General features: G+C 58.3%; 18 protein-coding genes and 2 tRNA genes. 12 read left to right on the forward strand and 8 right to left on the reverse strand.

Annotation, left to right across the window (positions count from 1 at the left end):
- The first annotated feature begins 2 nt into the window (after positions 1-2).
- The 4 genes from CLV87_RS12820 to CLV87_RS12835 all read left to right on the forward strand — a co-directional run bounded on the left by CLV87_RS12820 (position 3) and on the right by CLV87_RS12835 (position 2,731).
- Entirely contained in the window at positions 3-809 is an 807-nt protein-coding gene (locus tag CLV87_RS12820; RefSeq protein WP_099245883.1) for a phosphoadenylyl-sulfate reductase, read from the forward strand.
- On the forward strand, positions 806-1,186 hold the full coding sequence (locus CLV87_RS12825; RefSeq protein WP_099245884.1) for a DUF934 domain-containing protein: 381 nt from the start codon (positions 806-808) through the stop codon (positions 1,184-1,186). The genes CLV87_RS12820 and CLV87_RS12825 overlap by 4 nt, the downstream gene beginning before the upstream one ends.
- Positions 1,187-1,314: 128 nt before the next feature.
- Entirely contained in the window at positions 1,315-2,163 is an 849-nt protein-coding gene (locus CLV87_RS12830) for a ferredoxin--NADP reductase (RefSeq protein WP_099245885.1), read from the forward strand.
- A gap of 88 nt (positions 2,164-2,251) precedes the next feature.
- Positions 2,252-2,731, forward strand: a complete 480-nt coding sequence (locus CLV87_RS12835) for a hypothetical protein (RefSeq protein WP_099245886.1) — start codon at positions 2,252-2,254, stop codon at positions 2,729-2,731.
- Between the two features lie 69 nt (positions 2,732-2,800).
- Here the strand turns inward: CLV87_RS12835 and CLV87_RS12840 are convergent, their stop codons facing one another.
- Complete coding sequence (locus tag CLV87_RS12840) at positions 2,801-3,925, reverse strand: hypothetical protein (RefSeq protein ID WP_099245887.1); 1,125 nt, start codon at positions 3,923-3,925, stop codon at positions 2,801-2,803.
- Between the two features lie 274 nt (positions 3,926-4,199).
- Between CLV87_RS12840 and infC the strand changes: the two genes are divergently transcribed.
- Positions 4,200-4,694, forward strand: a complete 495-nt coding sequence (gene infC, locus CLV87_RS12845) for a translation initiation factor IF-3 (RefSeq protein ID WP_235871921.1) — start codon at positions 4,200-4,202, stop codon at positions 4,692-4,694.
- 82 nt (positions 4,695-4,776) lie between these two features.
- On the opposite strand, the gene CLV87_RS12850 is transcribed toward infC, so the two are convergent.
- From CLV87_RS12850 to dksA, 4 genes are all read right to left on the reverse strand, one after another.
- Entirely contained in the window at positions 4,777-5,769 is a 993-nt protein-coding gene (locus tag CLV87_RS12850) for a molybdopterin-binding protein (protein WP_099245888.1), read from the reverse strand.
- A complete protein-coding gene (locus CLV87_RS12855; protein ID WP_099245890.1) occupies positions 5,766-6,734 on the reverse strand; it encodes an XdhC family protein in 969 nt (322 codons plus the stop codon). Before CLV87_RS12855 ends, CLV87_RS12850 begins: the two co-directional genes overlap by 4 nt.
- A 189-nt stretch (positions 6,735-6,923) precedes the next feature.
- A complete protein-coding gene (locus CLV87_RS12860; RefSeq protein WP_099245892.1) occupies positions 6,924-8,099 on the reverse strand; it encodes an FAD-dependent monooxygenase in 1,176 nt (391 codons plus the stop codon).
- A gap of 100 nt (positions 8,100-8,199) precedes the next feature.
- A complete protein-coding gene (dksA, locus tag CLV87_RS12865) occupies positions 8,200-8,622 on the reverse strand; it encodes an RNA polymerase-binding protein DksA (protein ID WP_099245895.1) in 423 nt (140 codons plus the stop codon).
- Positions 8,623-9,129: 507 nt separating this feature from the next.
- Here dksA and CLV87_RS12870 point away from each other — a divergent pair.
- The 6 genes from CLV87_RS12870 to CLV87_RS12895 all read left to right on the forward strand — a co-directional run bounded on the left by CLV87_RS12870 (position 9,130) and on the right by CLV87_RS12895 (position 14,871).
- Entirely contained in the window at positions 9,130-9,969 is an 840-nt protein-coding gene (locus CLV87_RS12870; protein ID WP_099245897.1) for an AAA family ATPase, read from the forward strand.
- 370 nt (positions 9,970-10,339) lie between these two features.
- Positions 10,340-10,795: a GNAT family N-acetyltransferase gene (locus CLV87_RS12875; protein WP_099245901.1), complete on the forward strand. Its 456-nt coding sequence runs from the start codon at positions 10,340-10,342 to the stop codon at positions 10,793-10,795.
- Entirely contained in the window at positions 10,795-12,177 is a 1,383-nt protein-coding gene (locus tag CLV87_RS12880) for a DUF2927 domain-containing protein (RefSeq protein WP_099247746.1), read from the forward strand. Before CLV87_RS12875 ends, CLV87_RS12880 begins: the two co-directional genes overlap by 1 nt.
- Positions 12,174-12,341, forward strand: a complete 168-nt coding sequence (locus tag CLV87_RS12885) for an apolipoprotein acyltransferase (protein ID WP_099245903.1) — start codon at positions 12,174-12,176, stop codon at positions 12,339-12,341. Before CLV87_RS12880 ends, CLV87_RS12885 begins: the two co-directional genes overlap by 4 nt.
- Before the next feature lie 110 nt (positions 12,342-12,451).
- Complete coding sequence (locus CLV87_RS12890) at positions 12,452-13,639, forward strand: hypothetical protein (protein ID WP_099245905.1); 1,188 nt, start codon at positions 12,452-12,454, stop codon at positions 13,637-13,639.
- Positions 13,640-13,686: 47 nt separating this feature from the next.
- Positions 13,687-14,871 carry a vWA domain-containing protein gene (locus tag CLV87_RS12895; RefSeq protein WP_099245907.1) on the forward strand — a complete coding sequence of 395 codons (1,185 nt, stop codon included), beginning with the start codon at positions 13,687-13,689 and terminating at the stop codon, positions 14,869-14,871.
- Between the two features lie 79 nt (positions 14,872-14,950).
- Here CLV87_RS12895 and CLV87_RS12900 read toward each other — a convergent pair.
- The 3 genes from CLV87_RS12900 to CLV87_RS12910 form a co-directional block, all read right to left on the reverse strand.
- A tRNA-Val gene (locus CLV87_RS12900) sits at positions 14,951-15,026 on the reverse strand.
- 159 nt (positions 15,027-15,185) lie between these two features.
- Positions 15,186-15,260: transfer RNA gene (locus tag CLV87_RS12905), tRNA-Val, on the reverse strand.
- 18 nt (positions 15,261-15,278) lie between these two features.
- Positions 15,279-15,710 (reverse strand): HU family DNA-binding protein, encoded by a 432-nt coding sequence (locus CLV87_RS12910; RefSeq protein ID WP_235871922.1) that lies wholly within the window; start codon positions 15,708-15,710, stop codon positions 15,279-15,281.
- 182 nt (positions 15,711-15,892) lie between these two features.
- On the opposite strand from CLV87_RS12910, the gene CLV87_RS12915 reads away from it, so the two are divergent.
- A complete protein-coding gene (locus CLV87_RS12915; protein WP_099245911.1) occupies positions 15,893-16,087 on the forward strand; it encodes a hypothetical protein in 195 nt (64 codons plus the stop codon).
- The last annotated feature ends 43 nt before the right edge of the window (positions 16,088-16,130 follow it).

Consider the following 16,130-nt stretch of genomic DNA (forward strand, 5'->3'; position numbering starts at 1 on the left):
CCATGAAAGACACCTCAGCCGGGTTTCCCGGCCGCAACACCGGGGCGGTGCCCGATTGGGACGCCCTCAAGGATCGCGTGGACGCTCTGAACAACCGCTATCGCCATCACTCCGCGACAGCTGTGTTGGAAGGTGCGCTGCGCGACCCCGAAGCTGGGCGCATCGCCATGGTGTCGAGCTTCGGGGCTGAATCCGTGGCGCTGCTGCATTTGGTGGCGATGGTGGACCGGAAAACCCCGGTCTTGTTCATCGACACGCGGCTGCTTTTCGCGGAAACGCTGGTTTACCAACAGGAGATCGCCGAAAGGCTGCACCTGGAAAACCTGCAGATCATCCGGGCCGAACAGGCTGTGCTGGACCAGCATGACCCTTACGGGGCGCTGAAACTGTCTGACAAGGATCGCTGCTGTGATCTGCGCAAGACCCAGCCGCTGGAAAACGCGCTCAAGGGCTATGACGGCTGGATCACAGGGCGCAAACGCTATCAAAGCGCGTCGCGTGCCAATCTCGAGTTCTTCGAACTCGAAGAGGCGACAGGCCGGATCAAGGTGAACCCGCTGGCCTTTTGGGGCCCGGACGATGTGCGGGTCTATATGGAAGAAAACCGGCTGCCCAAACATCCGCTGGTGGCACAGGGTTATCCCAGCATTGGCTGCCTGCCCTGCACCAGCAAGGTAAAGCCCGGCGAGGATCCCCGTGCGGGGCGCTGGCGTGGTGAACAGAAAGAAGAGTGCGGCATTCATTTTGTGAATGGGCGCGCAGTGCGACCCGGGCAAGAGCCCGACGCAAGAAAAGGAGAAACGGCATGAGCGTGATCGTGACCGATAGCGGCTTTGCCGCAGATGACTGGACCAAAGGCTTTGAGGCCGAGGGTGTATTGGATCTGGCATCGGATGCCGATCCGGTGACCGTGGACATTGACGGGGTCGAGATGATCCGCGTTGATTTCCCGAGCTTTGCCGACGGGCGCGGCTTTTCCATTGCCCGCCATCTGCGCCTGCGCGGCTACAAAGGCCGGCTGCGGGCCATGGGCCATGTGATCAACGAACAATATGCCATGGCGCGCCGTTGTGGTTTTGACGAGGTCGAAATCAGCGAGGAACTGGCCGCGCGTCAGCCCGCCGACCTTTGGGCCAGCCGCGCCAATTGGCAAGAAAACGATTACCAGGCGCGTATGCGCGGCTGAGGCCATAGATGTTCGGGCTTTTGGCCGCCGATCGGGTGTCTCCCCCCTTTCGGCGGCTTTTACCTGACATATATCAAAGCTAAATCTGAGTTACCGGTTTAGAAACCGGGCAAAGGAATCATAAAGAGATGACCGCAGTGACCGACGCACCCGCACCCGTTAAAGAAGCCAAGAAACCGGCGATGCCGGATGCCCAGACCGTGACCGAGGTCAAGCATTACACTGACCGGCTGTTTTCCTTCCGCTGCACCCGCCCGGCCTCCATGCGGTTCCGCTCCGGCGAATTCGTGATGATCGGCTTGATGGCGATGAACGAAAAGACCGGCAAGGAAAAGCCGCTGCTGCGCGCCTATTCCATTGCCTCGCCGAGCTGGGACGAAGAGTTGGAGTTTTATTCGATCAAGGTTCCAGACGGTCCGCTGACCTCGAAATTGCAGCATATCAAAGAAGGTGACGAGATCATCCTGCGCCCCAAACCCGTTGGTACCCTCGTGCATGACGCGCTACTGCCTGGCAAACGCATCTGGTTCTTTGCCACCGGCACCGGCTTTGCGCCTTTTGCATCGCTGCTGCGCGAACCGCAGACCTATGAGGATTACGATGAGGTCATCATCACGCATACTTGCCGCGAAGTGGGCGAGCTGACCTATGGTCGTGACCTGATCGAAGGGTTGAAATCTGATGAACTTTTGAACGAAGTGATCGGCGAAGGCTTCTGGAAAAAGATCAAATATTATCCAACCACCACCCGCGAAGAGAGCCCAAAGATGGGTCGGATCACCGATCTGATGCGCTCGGGCGAGGCGTTTGCCGATCTTGGCGTGCCCGGGATCGACAAAGACAATGACCGCGCCATGGTGTGCGGCAACCTGGCTTTCAACCTTGAAATCAAGGACATGCTCGAAGGTTATGGGTTGGAAGAGGGGGCCAATTCGGACCCGAAACACTATGTGGTCGAGAAAGCGTTTCTTGACTGATCAAGACAAGCGCGCGGATTTTCTGCGCGCTTAACCATATTTGCACGGATTTCTGGCCTCTTATGCTCCAAACATATTGGAGGCCAGAATGGACACCACACCACATCGTACCACCCCCGCCAGCAAGGCTCCGCCCCCTGGCATCACCGCGACCGAGGCTGAGAAAACCGCCTCTGCCGCCTTTTCAGAGATCAAGGCCAAGAGCATTCAGCTTGACCAGGTGATGGCCAAATATGATGTCTGCAAGATTTCTCCACGCGAAATTGACGCCCTGATCGAGGGCATGCTGATGATCGGTCAGCCGCTGAATGCCGACATTCTGATGCTGTCGAGCTTTGGCGAAGATTTCCTGGATCACCTCGCCGAGATGACCGGACAGCCCTATGATGCCTCTGTGCAGGTGGACATGATCGCTGTAGCCAATGATCAGCGCGGGGTGGCCATTCGGGCCGGGGATACAACCGAAAACTGGGATGATTTCATCGCGTTCCTGGAAAAGTTCCAGTCGCGTGTTGAGGCTTATCTAGACGGCCCCAAAACCGCCTACGGACCTCAACAGCCAAAATAAAAGCCGCAGGATGACCTGCGGCTTTGTTGTTTGATTTGTTTAGAGCGAGGGGAAACTCTCGCTCTTTACTCAGAGGCCCAGAGCGCCTTTGAGTTGGTCCAGAATGCCTGGCAACCCGTCCGGGTTGGATTTGGCTTGCTCCAGCAGCGCCTTGGCACCGGTTTTGGCAATCGCGTTCAGCTCGGAACCATCGATGTATTCGGCCACTTTGTCATAGTCGAACCCGTCAACGGTCAGCAGCTCGGTGATGGCCGGGCCGTCGGTGGCCGCATCTGCCGCAGCTTCAGCCGTGTCGGCAGCCGCATCAGCAGTTTCTTCGGCAGTTTCAACAGCTTCCTCGGCAGTATCAACAGCCGCGTCAGCCGCTTCTTCCGCTGTCTCAACAGCTTCTTCGGCAGTGTCAGCAGCCGCGTCGGCGGTTTCTTCTGCGGTATCTACTGCTTCCTCAGCTGCTGCATCAGCGGCCTCTTCTGCAGTCTCGACAGCAGTGTCAGCGGCATCCGCTGCGGCGTCAGCAGTCTCTTCGGCTGTTTCAACAGCTGTGTCAGCCGCGTCTGCTGCGGCATCGGCGGTCTCTTCTGCCGTTTCGGCGGCCGCATCCGCGGTTTCTTTTACGGTTTCAACCGCATCATCGGCTGCGCCTTCTGCTGCTTCGACCACGCCGTCAGCCGCGTCTTTGGCCATATCAGCCGCGCCATCCACCGCATCGGCCACGGTGTCAGCCGCCGCATCAGCCGCGTTTTCGGCGGCGCCAACAACTGCATCACCCAAGGCACCCGTGCCTTCAACCGCATCTGCAACAGCATCAACTGCCGCATCAGCCGCGCCCTCGGCCACGTCTTTTACGGCATCTGCCGCGCCTTCTGCGGTGTCAACAGCCGCGTCAGCTGCATCCTCAACCGCCTCAACAGCGTCGCCCGCTGCATCCGCAACATCCTCGACTGCCTCTTCAACCGCGTCGGCAACGGAATCTGCAACATCAGCCGCGCCATCCGCCACAGAGTCGACCGCATCCGCAGCTTCTTCAACAACCGCTTCGCCGCCCACAACAACAGCATCCGCCGCGTCTTTGACAACTTCTTCGGTGGCAGCCGCCGCATCTTTGGCGACCTCTTGGGGGGATTGCCCCGTATACCAGAAATAACCACCCACCGCTGCAGCAGCGGCAACCAGGACCAGGATCAAGTTCTTCATGTCGAACTCCTTGCGAACACGTCTTAACCTGCGCGAGCGACTCCCCCACGCGCTTCCACCTAGGGGTTTGACGCTCCCTTAACCTATCCGCAAGGGGGAAAGAGCTGTCACATAACGCAATCAGGCGCTAACATATTGCAGCTTGCGCGATTTGCCGCTTGAACAAGCACGAGGTCAAGTTTACCTTGCCCCCCTGATTGACACAGCAAATCGGAGCAAACCCATAGCCCGCCGTCCACATAACGCGCCTCCACAGCGCGACACTGGCCCCCGCGTGAATGACCGCATTCGCGCCCCTGAAATCCGCCTTATCGGTGCCGAAGGTGAAAACGTCGGCGTTGTTACGCCCGCACGCGCCATGGATATGGCCGAACAGGCCGGATTGGATCTCGTTGAGATTTCGCCAAACGCCAATCCGCCGGTCTGCAAGATCATGGATTACGGCAAGTTCAAATATGAACAGCAAAAGCGCGAATCCGAGGCCCGCAAAAAGCAAAAGACCATTGAAGTCAAAGAAGTGAAATTCCGTCCCGGCACGGATAAACACGATTATGACGTGAAAATGCGCAATGTTTTCAAGTTCCTGGAAGGTGGCGACAAGGTCAAGGTGACTTTGCGTTTCCGGGGTCGTGAAATGGCGCACCAACAGCTGGGTCGCGAGCTTTTGGAGCGTGTGGCCGAAGACGTCAAGGAATTGGGCAAGATCGAGAACATGCCCAAGATGGAAGGCCGTCAAATGGTCATGATGATCGGCCCACTGAGCAAATAAGCCGATCCAGCGCTGATTGAACAATGAAACCCGCCTTTTGAGGCGGGTTTTTCTTTGCTTGCAGTTTTTTGGTCTCAACGGATCAGCCGTCGCGTAACCGCCCGCGTTGCGGGATCTCTTTGAGCAAACCGCCGACGCCCATGCCAGCAATGTCACCGGAGCTGACCGGAACGCCACACAGCAGGCGTTCCAACACCCAATCCGCGCCATTCATCGCCGGAGATTTCGCGCATCCCGGCAGGCCAATCACCGGGCGTCCGCCAAGCTCGCCAAAGAACAGCAGATTGCCAGGATCAACCGGCATGCCAAAATGGGTGACCGTGCCACCGGCCCGGCGCAGAGCCTCGGGGGCGGTGTCGAATGCATCTGATGTGGCCGACCCGGTCAGGATCAGCAAAATATCCGCATCAGTGGCTTGCAGGGCTGTGGCAAGCGGATCGATTTCATGCGGGACCATCTGCAATGGTTCCAGCGAAACACCCATGCGCGACAGGCGCGCCGCGGTCACGGAATGGCCTTTTTCGCCGCTATCCTTTTCATCAACGCGAGTCTGGATCAGGCTGGCCCGTTGGCAGGTGACACCACGCACCCGCAAACCCGTTTGCCCGGCAAGGCATGCCGCCTCAAGCGCCGCTTGGGGCACCGCGTAAGAGATGATCTTGACCGTGGCCACCATATCGCCGACCGCAACACGCTGCCATTTCGGCACGGTGGCGGTTGTGATCATCGGGTGCAGGGCGTTCAGCGCGTCGATCCGATCAGCCAGGACCTCAACCACGCCGGTGCGATCGGCATAGATGTTCACCCGACCCGTTGACGCCACTCCAAGGCGCAGCCCGGCCCGCGCGGCATCTGGAACCAGCGCGCGCGCCAGACGCTCAGCGGCCGGATCTTCGCCAATGTCACCCTCTTCCAACAGGGCGACCGTCACGTCGGAAATACCCGCAGCGCTCAGCTGTTGAACATCATCGCGGCTCAGCACCCGCCCCTTGCGCAGCCGCCCCTTGGCAAGTTTCAGGGAATGGGCCAGGATCGCGCCCTCAGCATCGTCAACCGGAACCGGTCCAAACTTCATGCGCCTTTCCTCAGCACTTGCGTCATCTCAGCCATGATCGCCACAGCAATTTCCGCCGGTCCCGCCGCGCCAAGATCAAGCCCAACCGGCCCGTGAATGCGTGCAATATCTGCCTCGCCAAACCCGGCCTCTGTCAGGCGAGCCACCCGTTTGGCATGGGTGCGGGTTGAGCCCAACGCACCAATATAGAAACAGCCCGAGGCCAAGGCGCGCTCTAAGGCGGGATCGTCCAGTTTCGGATCATGGGTCAGCAAAACCAAAGCTGTGCGCCCGTCCAGACCCAAAGCATCCACCGCCTCATCCGGCCAATCATGTATCAGGGTTTCACCGGGAAACCGCGCCTCGGAGCCAAAGGTTTCGCGCGGATCGATGATCACCGGATCATAGCCTGCGATGCGCGCCATTGGTATCAGGGCCTGAGTGATATGGACCGCGCCGACAACGATCAAGCGCAAAGGCGGATTGTGAATGGCGACAAACACCCGGCTCTCCGGCTCAAAACCGGATCGATCCATGCGAAATCGGTCAGCATGTCCAGTGGCATCAATGCGCCGCTGGCCACTGTCGAGATCGACCACATAGGCCACCGCGCGGCGCTCCTGTCGGGCCCGGACCAATTGCGCAAGCATGTCCTCGGACAACACCGCACCGATGGGTTCCAGCAACACCCGGATTGTACCGCCACAGGCCAGCCCCACGGCAAAGGCATCCTGATCCGAGACGCCAAATTCCAATTCGCGCGCCTCGCCTTCATCCAGCGCTTCCATCGCCTCAACGATGACGGCCCCCTCGACGCAGCCGCCGGAAACCGAGCCCTCGATCTGGCCACTGGCGGAAATCACCAATTGCGACCCGACGCGGCGCGGGGCTGATCCCCAGGTTTCGATCACCGTGGCCAAAACAGCGCCCTGGCCGGCCCGATGCCAGGCCAAAGCGGTTTCCGGAATCCCGTCAAAGCGTTCCATCTCAATTTCCTCCCCACCGGCAGCCTAACACCGGCACCAACAATGTCGCCCCCTCCTAAAGTCTTGCAAATCGGGCTGATTTCAAGGGGTCGACCGCGTCTTTCTCCCTTCCCCCGAGTACGGGGGAAGGACAGGATGGGGGCTGGCCCCAAGACGTGCGTCAGCACGGCTGCTAGGTAACAACCGCGCCTAACGCGCGGCGGTCACGTCATGTTTGTAGATCCAGTCAAATTGGCTCAGCATTTTGCCGGGTGCCAAACGCCCCATCATCCCCAGCCCCAAATGCGCAGCTGAGCGGACCAAGGGATTGCTCAGGTGGTATTTCCAGGCATTGCCATTGGCTGCCTCAACCACTTTCACAACCCGGTCCCGACGGGTGTTTTGATAATCGGCCAGACCCTGCGCCACGTCTTCGGCTCGATCCAAACGATCCGCCAGAACCCAGGCATCCTCCATCGCCATCACCGCCCCTTGCGCCATGAAAGGCAAGGTCGGATGAGCCGCATCGCCCAACAGAGCAACATTCTCGCCAAACCAGTGCCGCGCCACGTTATGGCGGAACAGGCCCCAAACGCCGGGCTGATCCGCGGCGTGCAGCATTTCCGGCACCATGCCGCCAAAATCGGCGAATGCCGCGCGCAGCTGCGCCGGATCGCCGGTATGCGACCAGCCTTCGGCCTGCCAGTCCCGGCGTTCTTCCACGGCGACCAGGTTCACCGCCTCGCCACCACGCAGCGGGTAGCTGACCACATGGCGACCCGGCCCCATATGCACGCGAGCCTCGGGCGGATGCCCCATCAGGTTGGGCACCACGGTGCGCCAGGCCACCTGACCAGTAAAAAACGGCGCGGCGACCCCGTTCAGCACCGGGCGCAGGACCGAGTGCAACCCATCCGCGCCGATGATCAGGTCATCCTCAACATGATCGCCATTGGCCAATTCCACCCGCGGGCGCGCCCCCGCGACCACAGTCTCTGCCTTTTGCAAGAGACGCAAGGTCACGCCAGATTCGCGCACGGATGTGGCCAGAAGCTCAATCAAATCAGCGCGGTGCACAAAGCGATAGCTTTGCGGGTCGGGCAACCCGGTCAGATCCAAGCGCGTCACTTCGCGCCCCGCTTTATAATCGCGCAAAGACACCGCCTGCCCGGTCACGCTGATTTTGCCAAAGGCGTCGCCCAGCCCCAAGGCGTTCAGAACAGCAAAGCCGTTTGGGCTGACCTGAATACCGGCCCCGACCTCGCGAATGGCGTCCGCTTGTTCAAGAACCCGGACCTCAGCGCCTTTGGCATGCAAGGCCAAAGCCAGTGTCAGCCCGCCAATACCGCCGCCAATGATCGTGATCCCCTGACCGGCAATCGCCATGTCCGCCCCCCCTTGAAATAGCAACGCCGAGACCTGTTCAGGCCTCGGCGCTCAGTCTTGTCATCCGTTTTGCCATGCCCATTGCTGGACAGGTATCGGATCAATCGTCGCGATGGACTTTCTCGCGCCGCTCATGCTGTTCCTGCGCTTCGAGCGTCATGGTTGCAATCGGACGCGCGTCCAGACGCTTCAGGCTGATCGGCTCACCGGTTTTTTCGCAATAGCCATATTCACCCTCATCAATGCGGCGCAGGGCGGCATCGATTTTGTTCACCAACTTGCGCTGGCGGTCGCGGGTGCGCAGCTCAAGGGCGCGGTCGGTTTCTTCCGATGCGCGGTCATTCACGTCAGGAATGTTGCGCGTGCCCTCTTGCAAAGTTTCGATGGTATCGCGGCTATCGGCCAGCAATTCGGTTTTCCATGCCAAGAGCTTGCGTCGGAAATACTCGACCTGGCGCTCGTTCATGAAAGGTTCGTCTTCGACCGGACGATAATCCTCCGGCAGGAAGTTTTCAGGTTTCATCGTTCCCCCGTGTTCTCCGCCAACATCCGTCATGTCAAAATTCTCTCCAGACTATTGGGGCCCCTCGGCGCTGCATCTACCGCATGGCCGGGGGGATGTCACTAGGCAAAAATCACCCATGTCGGACGCGGCTATTTCCGCCCCTGCTGTGCCATGTCGAGGCTTGGATAATCACGCCAAGACTTGGAGATAAAGTTAATTTTGCCTCAGAGGGCTGTTAAATTTCAGGCACAAGACCCTAGCCGCGCTTAAAAAAACATCGAAAAGAAAAGGGGTTGGCAGGAAAATCTCGTGCTCGTCTTTGGAAAAGACTAACGCTGAAAAAAGACTCATGTCACCCAAGGCGTTACCAGCATGCAGGCCAAGCTAAAACCAAGTGGCTTTGCGCAAAAGACGTTACGGCGTGACTTGCAAAGGCTGCGGCGGCGCTCTACCCCTGCCCTGAAACCTTGCGTAAGGCCCAATCAGGATTTTACGCAACGCGCCCCGAGGAAGCAGGAGTTTGTGATGCGTTTTGAAGGCACTGAAACCTATGTGGCCACCGATGATCTGACCATGGCGGTGAACGCGGCGGTGACCTTGGAACGGCCGCTTTTGGTCAAGGGCGAACCGGGCACCGGCAAGACCGAGCTGGCCCGTCAAGTGGCGCAGGCGCTTGGGGCACCGATGATCGAATGGAACATCAAATCCACCACCAAGGCGCAGCAGGGTCTGTATGAATATGATGCGGTCAGCCGTTTGCGCGACAGCCAATTGGGTGATGAGCGCGTCAATGACGTGAAAAACTACATCCGCAAGGGCAAGCTATGGCAGGCCTTTGAGGCGGATCAAAAGGTGGTTTTGCTGATCGATGAGATCGACAAGGCTGATATCGAGTTTCCAAACGACCTGTTGCAAGAGCTCGATAAGATGGAATTTCACGTCTACGAGACCGGCGAAACCATCAAGGCGGTCAACCGCCCGATCGTGATCATCACCTCGAATAATGAAAAGGAACTGCCAGACGCGTTTCTGCGCCGCTGCTTCTTTCACTATATCAAATTCCCCGATCACGACACGCTGCGCCAGATTGTCGAAGTGCATCATCCCGGCATCAAAGACGCCCTGCTGACCACTGCCCTGACGCAATTCTATGATTTGCGCGAACAGCCGGGGCTGAAAAAGAAGCCGTCGACCTCCGAAGTGCTGGATTGGCTGAAACTGCTTTTGGCCGAAGACCTGACAGCGGATGACCTGAAACGCGACGGGGCCAATGCCCTGCCTCGCTTGCATGGCGCTTTGCTTAAAAACGAACAGGATGTGCATCTGTTTGAGCGCCTGGCCTTTATGGCGCGGCGCGAACGCTGAGGTTGAAAATTGATCCAACTGCCGGATTTGGTGGGTGGATCAATCTGGCGCTTAGCGCCCTTTATTCCCTTTGTGACAAAACCAAGGTTCTGCCCTAACGTCACCCACCCCAAAAGAGGCGGTTTCGACATGTTTGAACCGCCCATTGCCCGCAATAGTTGCGCCGATTGTTGCAAGGTTGCACTGCGCAAACCCCTTAATTTCATAGAAAATTAACCAATTCCCGCTGCCGGGAAAAAATTTGGGCACAAGGCAATTATCCCCCTGTCCACAAACCCTGTTTTTGCCCTATAGTCTCCCTACAGAGGACAGAAAAACATCGGATGTCTTGAACATCTGAGTACAACAACGAGCAGGCAGGCTTCTAAAAGTGTCCCAAAAGAAGGCTTTGACCGTGCGCGCTTTGCGTGCCGAGGACGGTCCCGCGTGGAAAGAGTTGTGGAAGGCGTATCTCGCTTTCTACGAGACTTCTTTGCCGCAAGAGATCTACACCTCGACTTTTGCGCGCCTGTTGGGCGACGATCCCCGTGATTTCAACGGGTACGTGGCTGAGGTCGATGGCAAGCTTGTCGGTTTGGTGCATTACCTGTTCCATCGCCATGGCTGGAAAATCGAAGAGGTCTGCTATCTGCAGGACCTTTACGCCGATCCATCCGTGCGTGGCATGGGGATCGGGCGCGCGTTGATCGAAGCGGTTTACAAGGCCGCGGATGAGCATGGTGCGCCAAGCGTCTACTGGTTGACTCAGGACTTCAATGACACCGCCCGGCAGCTTTATGACCGGATTGGCGTTGTCACACCCTTCGTCAAATACCAGAGGTCGTGATGCGCAGAACTCGTCGTCTTCTCCTTCCGCTTTACCTGATGCTGGGCGCTTGTATGCCGGTATCACATTCGGACACACCGACCCGGGCCGCCAATAATATCGAAAGCGGCCTGCCCCCGATGAAGGTGTTTTCGGTGCCGCGCCCGCAGGCCCCGGTGGCGTCCAATTCGGATATGGCGCGTGACTTCCTTGACCTGGCGTTTTCGCTGGAATCGGGCCGCACGCTGAGCACCCTGACCCGGTTCGAAGGGCCGATCACCGTGACCGTCACCGGTGCCCCTCCACCCTCGCTAGGCTCGGATCTGACGCGCTTGCTGCATCGGCTGCGCAATGAGGCCGGGATCAATATCAGCGCCAAATCCGGCGGGCCGGCCAATATCACCATCCAGGCCGTGACCCGCGCCGACATTCGCAAATACCTGCCCCAAGCTGCGTGCTTTGTGGTGCCCAATGTGTCGTCGCTTGCGGAATACAAGGCCCATCGCCGCACGCCCAAGACCAGCTGGTCGCGCCTGACGAAGCGCGAGAAACTGGCAATCTTTATCCCGAATGATGCCAGTGCCCAGGAAATCCGCGATTGCCTGCACGAAGAGCTGGCTCAGGCTCTTGGCCCGTTGAACGATCTCTATCGCCTGCCTGACAGCGTTTTTAACGATGACAATGTGCATACGGTTCTGACCGGCTATGACATGACGGTGCTGCGCGCCTATTATGATCCATCGCTGAAAACCGGCATGACCCGCAGCGAGGTCGCGGATCGCATCCCGGGCATTCTGGCCCGGATCAACCCGCAGGGCCAAAACGTCGCCCCGCGCCGTTTGAACAAGACCCCGCGCGTCTGGATCGATGCGGTGCAAACCGCGCTTGGCCCCGGTGCCAACCCGGCCCAACGCCGCCAATCCGCCACCGAAGCCTTGCAAGTGGCGCAGGCCATGGGCTGGCGTGATCACCGCCTTGCCTTTTCCCACTATGCCATGGGTCGCCTGTTGCAAGCGGTTGATCCTGAATCCGCACAGGACCACTTTGTTCTGTCGCAGCGCTATTTCGGCAGCAGCCGCGACACGGCCCTGCACCGCGCCTACGTGGCCTCGCAGCTCTCGGCCTATGCGATCAGTGCCGGGCGCGGCGATGATGCGCTTTACCTGCTGACGCCACATCTGGACACGGCCATGCGCCATGAAAATGCCGCCCTGCTGGCAACCCTGATGATGCTGCGCGCCGAAGCACTGGAAATGACGGGCCGCACCACCGAAGGACGCCAAGTGCGACTGGACTCGCTGGGCTGGGCGCGATACGGGTTCGGCTCTGACTGGGCCGTCCGCGCCAAACTGCGCGAAATCGGCTCGCTCAACCCCATCAGACGGAGAAATGGCGGGTTATGATAGTTATCCTGGGCGCAGTGATCGGCGCGTTGATCGGCGGGTTCACAGCGAAGAAACGCAATGGAAACACCGCTGACATTGCACAATACGCGACCGGTTTTGCGATCGCCTTTGCCCTGGCGGGCATGGTGCTGACCATCCTTCTTGAAAAGCTGCTCGCCTGAGCAGCTTTTTTTTGACGTTACGACATTTTTGAACGGCGTTCATTTTTATTGACGCGCATCACGTTGCGGCCTATCCATATTCTTGAACATCGTTCAGGAATGGATTTGACATGGCAATTCTCACCGATCCCGACAAATTAATCGCCCAAGGCTATATCACCCAGGACATTGCCGAGGTCATGCGCCAGCAGGCGCGCGGCCTGATGGTGTCCATGGCCATCAATGTCATTCTGTGTTTTGGCATCCTTTGCGCCACCGGTGGCTTGATCTTTTGGCTGGCCTCCCCGGCTTCGGTTGCTCTGGTTGGCGGATTCCTGTTGGGCGCGGGGTTTTTGATACGTCTCAAGGGCTATGAATCAACCGCCATGTTCGGCAGTTCGGCCATTCTGATCGGCTCTGGCATGATCATCGGTGGGGCTGGTTTGGAACTGGTCGACAAATACCCAGACATCGCCGCGTTCATCATGGGTCCGGCTGGGGCCGTCGTCGCCGCTATCGCTGCCCGCGCCTTGGTCAAGGGCGGGTTGACCGGGCCTTTTGTACAAGGGTCCATCCTGCTCATGGGCGTTGCCCTGCACCTGTCGGGCCTCGCCTTTTATCTGGCAGAACACGACATTTCCGGCGCGGCGATCACGGCTTTCTACCTCTATGCCACGGGCTTGATCGCCCTGTCTGGATGGGTCACCGATGTGCGTTTCATCACGGCTTTGGCGATCCTCCCATTCGCGCAAGCGCTTGAAACCGGGACATTCTATTTCCACGCCATGTATGCGTTCTACTCCCCGGAATCGACGCTTTCTATCTTGCAGATGAGCCTGTTGATTATCGCAATGCTGTGGTTGGCCAGCCGCCTGCCCGAGCGCGGCGCGCGTCATGCCCGCATCCTGTCGCTGATGGGGTTCATTGTTGCCAATCTCTGTGCGCTGGTCGGCAGCCTGTGGGGGGATCGAATTGGCGAAACGCTTTGGGGGCCGCAACGTGGCGATCTGAGCTGGGACGAGTTCAAGCCGCTGCGCGATGCCTTTCAGGAAAGCGCTGTGTTCATCACGCCTGAGCTCTATTCCATCCTATGGGCGCTGGCCCTGGTGGCGATCATCGCTTGGACCGCATTCTCGGGCCGTCGCGGGTTGTTCAACACCGCGCTGACCTTTGCCGGCATCCACGCCTATACCCAATTGTTCGAAACCTTTGGTGACGAGCCGCTGGCCTATGTCATCGGCGGTCTGGCGGCAATCCCGCTGGCCTGGGGCTTGTGGCGGCTGGATAGCTGGTTGTCGCAACGGCAAACCGCAGGCTAAGCCCCTGCCCCGTTGCACCCCGTGCGCGCGCGTCTTAGACAGGTCACATGTTTGTACCCTTCTTCGAAAATCTGCGCAGCGCCGGGGTGCCGGTTTCCCTTCGTGAATACCTTGCCTTTCTCGAAGGTATGAAGGCCGGATTGGCGACCTATGATGTTGAAAGCTTTTACTTTCTCGGTCGCAGCGCCATGGTCAAGGATGAACGCCATCTTGACCGCTTTGACCGCGCCTTTTCCGCCAGTTTCAAAGGGTTGGAAAGCATCAGCCCCGAACAGGTGCTTGAGGCTGTGGATCTGCCCGCTGATTGGCTGGAGAAAATGGCCGAAAAGCATCTGACACCCGAAGAACGGGCCGAGATCGAGGCATTGGGTGGATTTGACAAGCTGATGGAGACGCTGAAAGAGCGGCTCAAGGAACAGCAGGGTCGCCATCAGGGCGGCAATAAATGGATCGGCACCGCGGGCACTTCACCCTTTGGGGCCTATGGCTATAACCCCGAAGGCGTGCGGATTGGGCAGGACAAATCCCGCCATCAGCGGGCGGTCAAGGTCTGGGACAAACGCGAATTCAAAAACCTGGATGACTCGGTTGAGCTGGGCACGCGCAATATCAAGGTCGCGCTGAAACGCCTGCGCCGCTGGGTGCGTGACGGTGCCGATGATGAGTTGGATCTCGACGGCACCATTCGCGCCACCGCCGAACATGGTTATCTTGACGTCCAAACCCGGCCTGAAAAGCGCAATGCGGTCAAAGTGTTGCTGTTCCTCGATGCGGGCGGGTCGATGGACCCTTATGTAAAAATCGTGGAAGAGCTGTTTTCAGCCGCGCGGGTCGAGTTCAAACATCTCGAACACTTCTATTTCCACAATTGCGTCTATGAGGGCCTGTGGCGCGATAATCGCCGCCGTTGGGATGCACAAACCCCGACCTGGGAGGTGCTGAACACCTATGGTTCCGATTACAAATGCATTTTTGTCGGTGACGCCTCGATGTCACCCTATGAAATCGCCTATCCCGGCGGGGCCAATGAGCATTGGAATCAGGAAGCTGGCCAAGTTTGGCTAGAACGGATGCGCCACCAATGGGCGGATCATCTCTGGATCAACCCCGTGCCCGAGCGCCATTGGCAATACACGCAATCCATCCAGATGATCCGCGAGATTTTTGATGATCGTATGGTGCCGATGACACTGGACGGAATCGATCGTGGCATGCGGCTTTTGGGACGTTGAGCCCCCATGCATTGCAGCACGAACCGCACACGCAGTGATCGCCGACTGACCACCACCTACAACAGAGTCTCAAGGGGAATGGTGGGTGATGAGAGACTCGAACTCCCGACATCTTCGGTGTAAACGAAGCGCTCTACCAACTGAGCTAATCACCCGTGAGGCGCTGTTTAGCCAAGCTGGCGGAGGGGTGCAAGAGCTTTGTCGCAAGATTTTCATGTTTTTTGCCCCGCAACGCAAAAAACTTGAAAACCCCTTTGAAAACATGGACTTAAAAAGGAAACGCGCCCCAAGGTGGAGCGCGTTTTCGAAAAACCTGGTGGGTGATAAGAGATTTGAACTCCTGACATCTTCGATGTGAACGAAGCGCTCTACCACTGAGCTAATCACCCGGTTCGGGCGTCTTACCCTTACTCGGCGGCCTGTGCAAGCGGATCTGTGTCGATTGTGCCATCAGGATCATCACCGGGCTCGGCGGCTTCGGGCTGACGGATACGCGCATTGATCACCTGGCCATTCACGACCTTTTTCATGCGCGACACCTTGATCTTGCCCATGGGACGCATGTTGATCTCGCGCCCTTCTGCCAGGGCTTCGCCCAGCACAGCCAGAGCCGCCTCAATCGCCGGTTTCGCATCGCGTTTCTTAACGCCACTGCGCTCAACCGCGAGGTCGATCAGCTCTTTCTTTTTCATTTCTTCACGAGAGGATAGCGGCAGATCCTGCGCGCTCGTCTCCTCAGCAACTTCCACCGGCGCAGGTTTTGGCGCGGTTTTACGTTTTGTGGTCGTGGTTTTGGACGCCGTAGTTGTACGGGTCGTCTTACGGGTCGTTGTAGCCATTGTGCCTGTCTCTGCTCATTGTTTTGCGCGTTATACGCTTTGACTCGCGCTTATGTTGCGCTGGGGCGTTTACCCTCTGCAACAAGGTTAGCGCAAATTCGTTAACAATGCCAGTATTGCTTGACACAATATGGGTGACGCTTCAGGGTCTTTGGCGATTGGTACTTTTCTGGGGAAGAAAAATGAAAAAAATTGCCGTCGGTGTCACGTTCTTGATTGCAGCAAGCGCAGCAAATGCAGGGGCCCTGAATGATCCTATCGTTGAAACACCTCCAGCCGTGATCGTGCAAGAAACCGCTGACAGCAGCGCGCCTTCTGCATCCTTGATCATGGCCCTGTCCGTTATCACGGTATTTGGCGCAGCTTTGTCTCACTAACAGCTTTCGCTGAGACAAGAAAAAACCCCGCGATTTTCGCGGG

Source organism: Pelagimonas phthalicica (assembly GCF_004364805.1).
Taxonomy (GTDB): Bacteria; Pseudomonadota; Alphaproteobacteria; order Rhodobacterales; family Rhodobacteraceae; genus Pelagimonas; species Pelagimonas phthalicica.

What these genes read in the sequence shown, in the direction of transcription:
- CLV87_RS12890 (WP_099245905.1), top strand. Translation starts at nt 12,452, where the DNA reads ATGGCAATTCTCACCGATCCCGACAAATTAATCGCCCAAGGCTATATC.
- CLV87_RS12895 (WP_099245907.1), top strand. Translation starts at nt 13,687, where the DNA reads ATGTTTGTACCCTTCTTCGAAAATCTGCGCAGCGCCGGGGTGCCGGTT.
- CLV87_RS12910 (WP_235871922.1), bottom strand. Translation starts at nt 15,710, where the DNA reads ATGGCTACAACGACCCGTAAGACGACCCGTACAACTACGGCGTCCAAA.
- CLV87_RS12835 (WP_099245886.1), top strand. Translation starts at nt 2,252, where the DNA reads ATGGACACCACACCACATCGTACCACCCCCGCCAGCAAGGCTCCGCCC.
- CLV87_RS12840 (WP_099245887.1), bottom strand. Translation starts at nt 3,925, where the DNA reads ATGAAGAACTTGATCCTGGTCCTGGTTGCCGCTGCTGCAGCGGTGGGT.
- CLV87_RS12880 (WP_099247746.1), top strand. Translation starts at nt 10,795, where the DNA reads ATGCGCAGAACTCGTCGTCTTCTCCTTCCGCTTTACCTGATGCTGGGC.
- CLV87_RS12860 (WP_099245892.1), bottom strand. Translation starts at nt 8,099, where the DNA reads ATGGCGATTGCCGGTCAGGGGATCACGATCATTGGCGGCGGTATTGGC.
- CLV87_RS12855 (WP_099245890.1), bottom strand. Translation starts at nt 6,734, where the DNA reads ATGGAACGCTTTGACGGGATTCCGGAAACCGCTTTGGCCTGGCATCGG.
- CLV87_RS12915 (WP_099245911.1), top strand. Translation starts at nt 15,893, where the DNA reads ATGAAAAAAATTGCCGTCGGTGTCACGTTCTTGATTGCAGCAAGCGCA.
- dksA (WP_099245895.1), bottom strand. Translation starts at nt 8,622, where the DNA reads ATGAAACCTGAAAACTTCCTGCCGGAGGATTATCGTCCGGTCGAAGAC.
- CLV87_RS12830 (WP_099245885.1), top strand. Translation starts at nt 1,315, where the DNA reads ATGACCGCAGTGACCGACGCACCCGCACCCGTTAAAGAAGCCAAGAAA.
- CLV87_RS12870 (WP_099245897.1), top strand. Translation starts at nt 9,130, where the DNA reads ATGCGTTTTGAAGGCACTGAAACCTATGTGGCCACCGATGATCTGACC.
- CLV87_RS12820 (WP_099245883.1), top strand. Translation starts at nt 3, where the DNA reads ATGAAAGACACCTCAGCCGGGTTTCCCGGCCGCAACACCGGGGCGGTG.
- CLV87_RS12885 (WP_099245903.1), top strand. Translation starts at nt 12,174, where the DNA reads ATGATAGTTATCCTGGGCGCAGTGATCGGCGCGTTGATCGGCGGGTTC.
- CLV87_RS12850 (WP_099245888.1), bottom strand. Translation starts at nt 5,769, where the DNA reads ATGAAGTTTGGACCGGTTCCGGTTGACGATGCTGAGGGCGCGATCCTG.
- CLV87_RS12825 (WP_099245884.1), top strand. Translation starts at nt 806, where the DNA reads ATGAGCGTGATCGTGACCGATAGCGGCTTTGCCGCAGATGACTGGACC.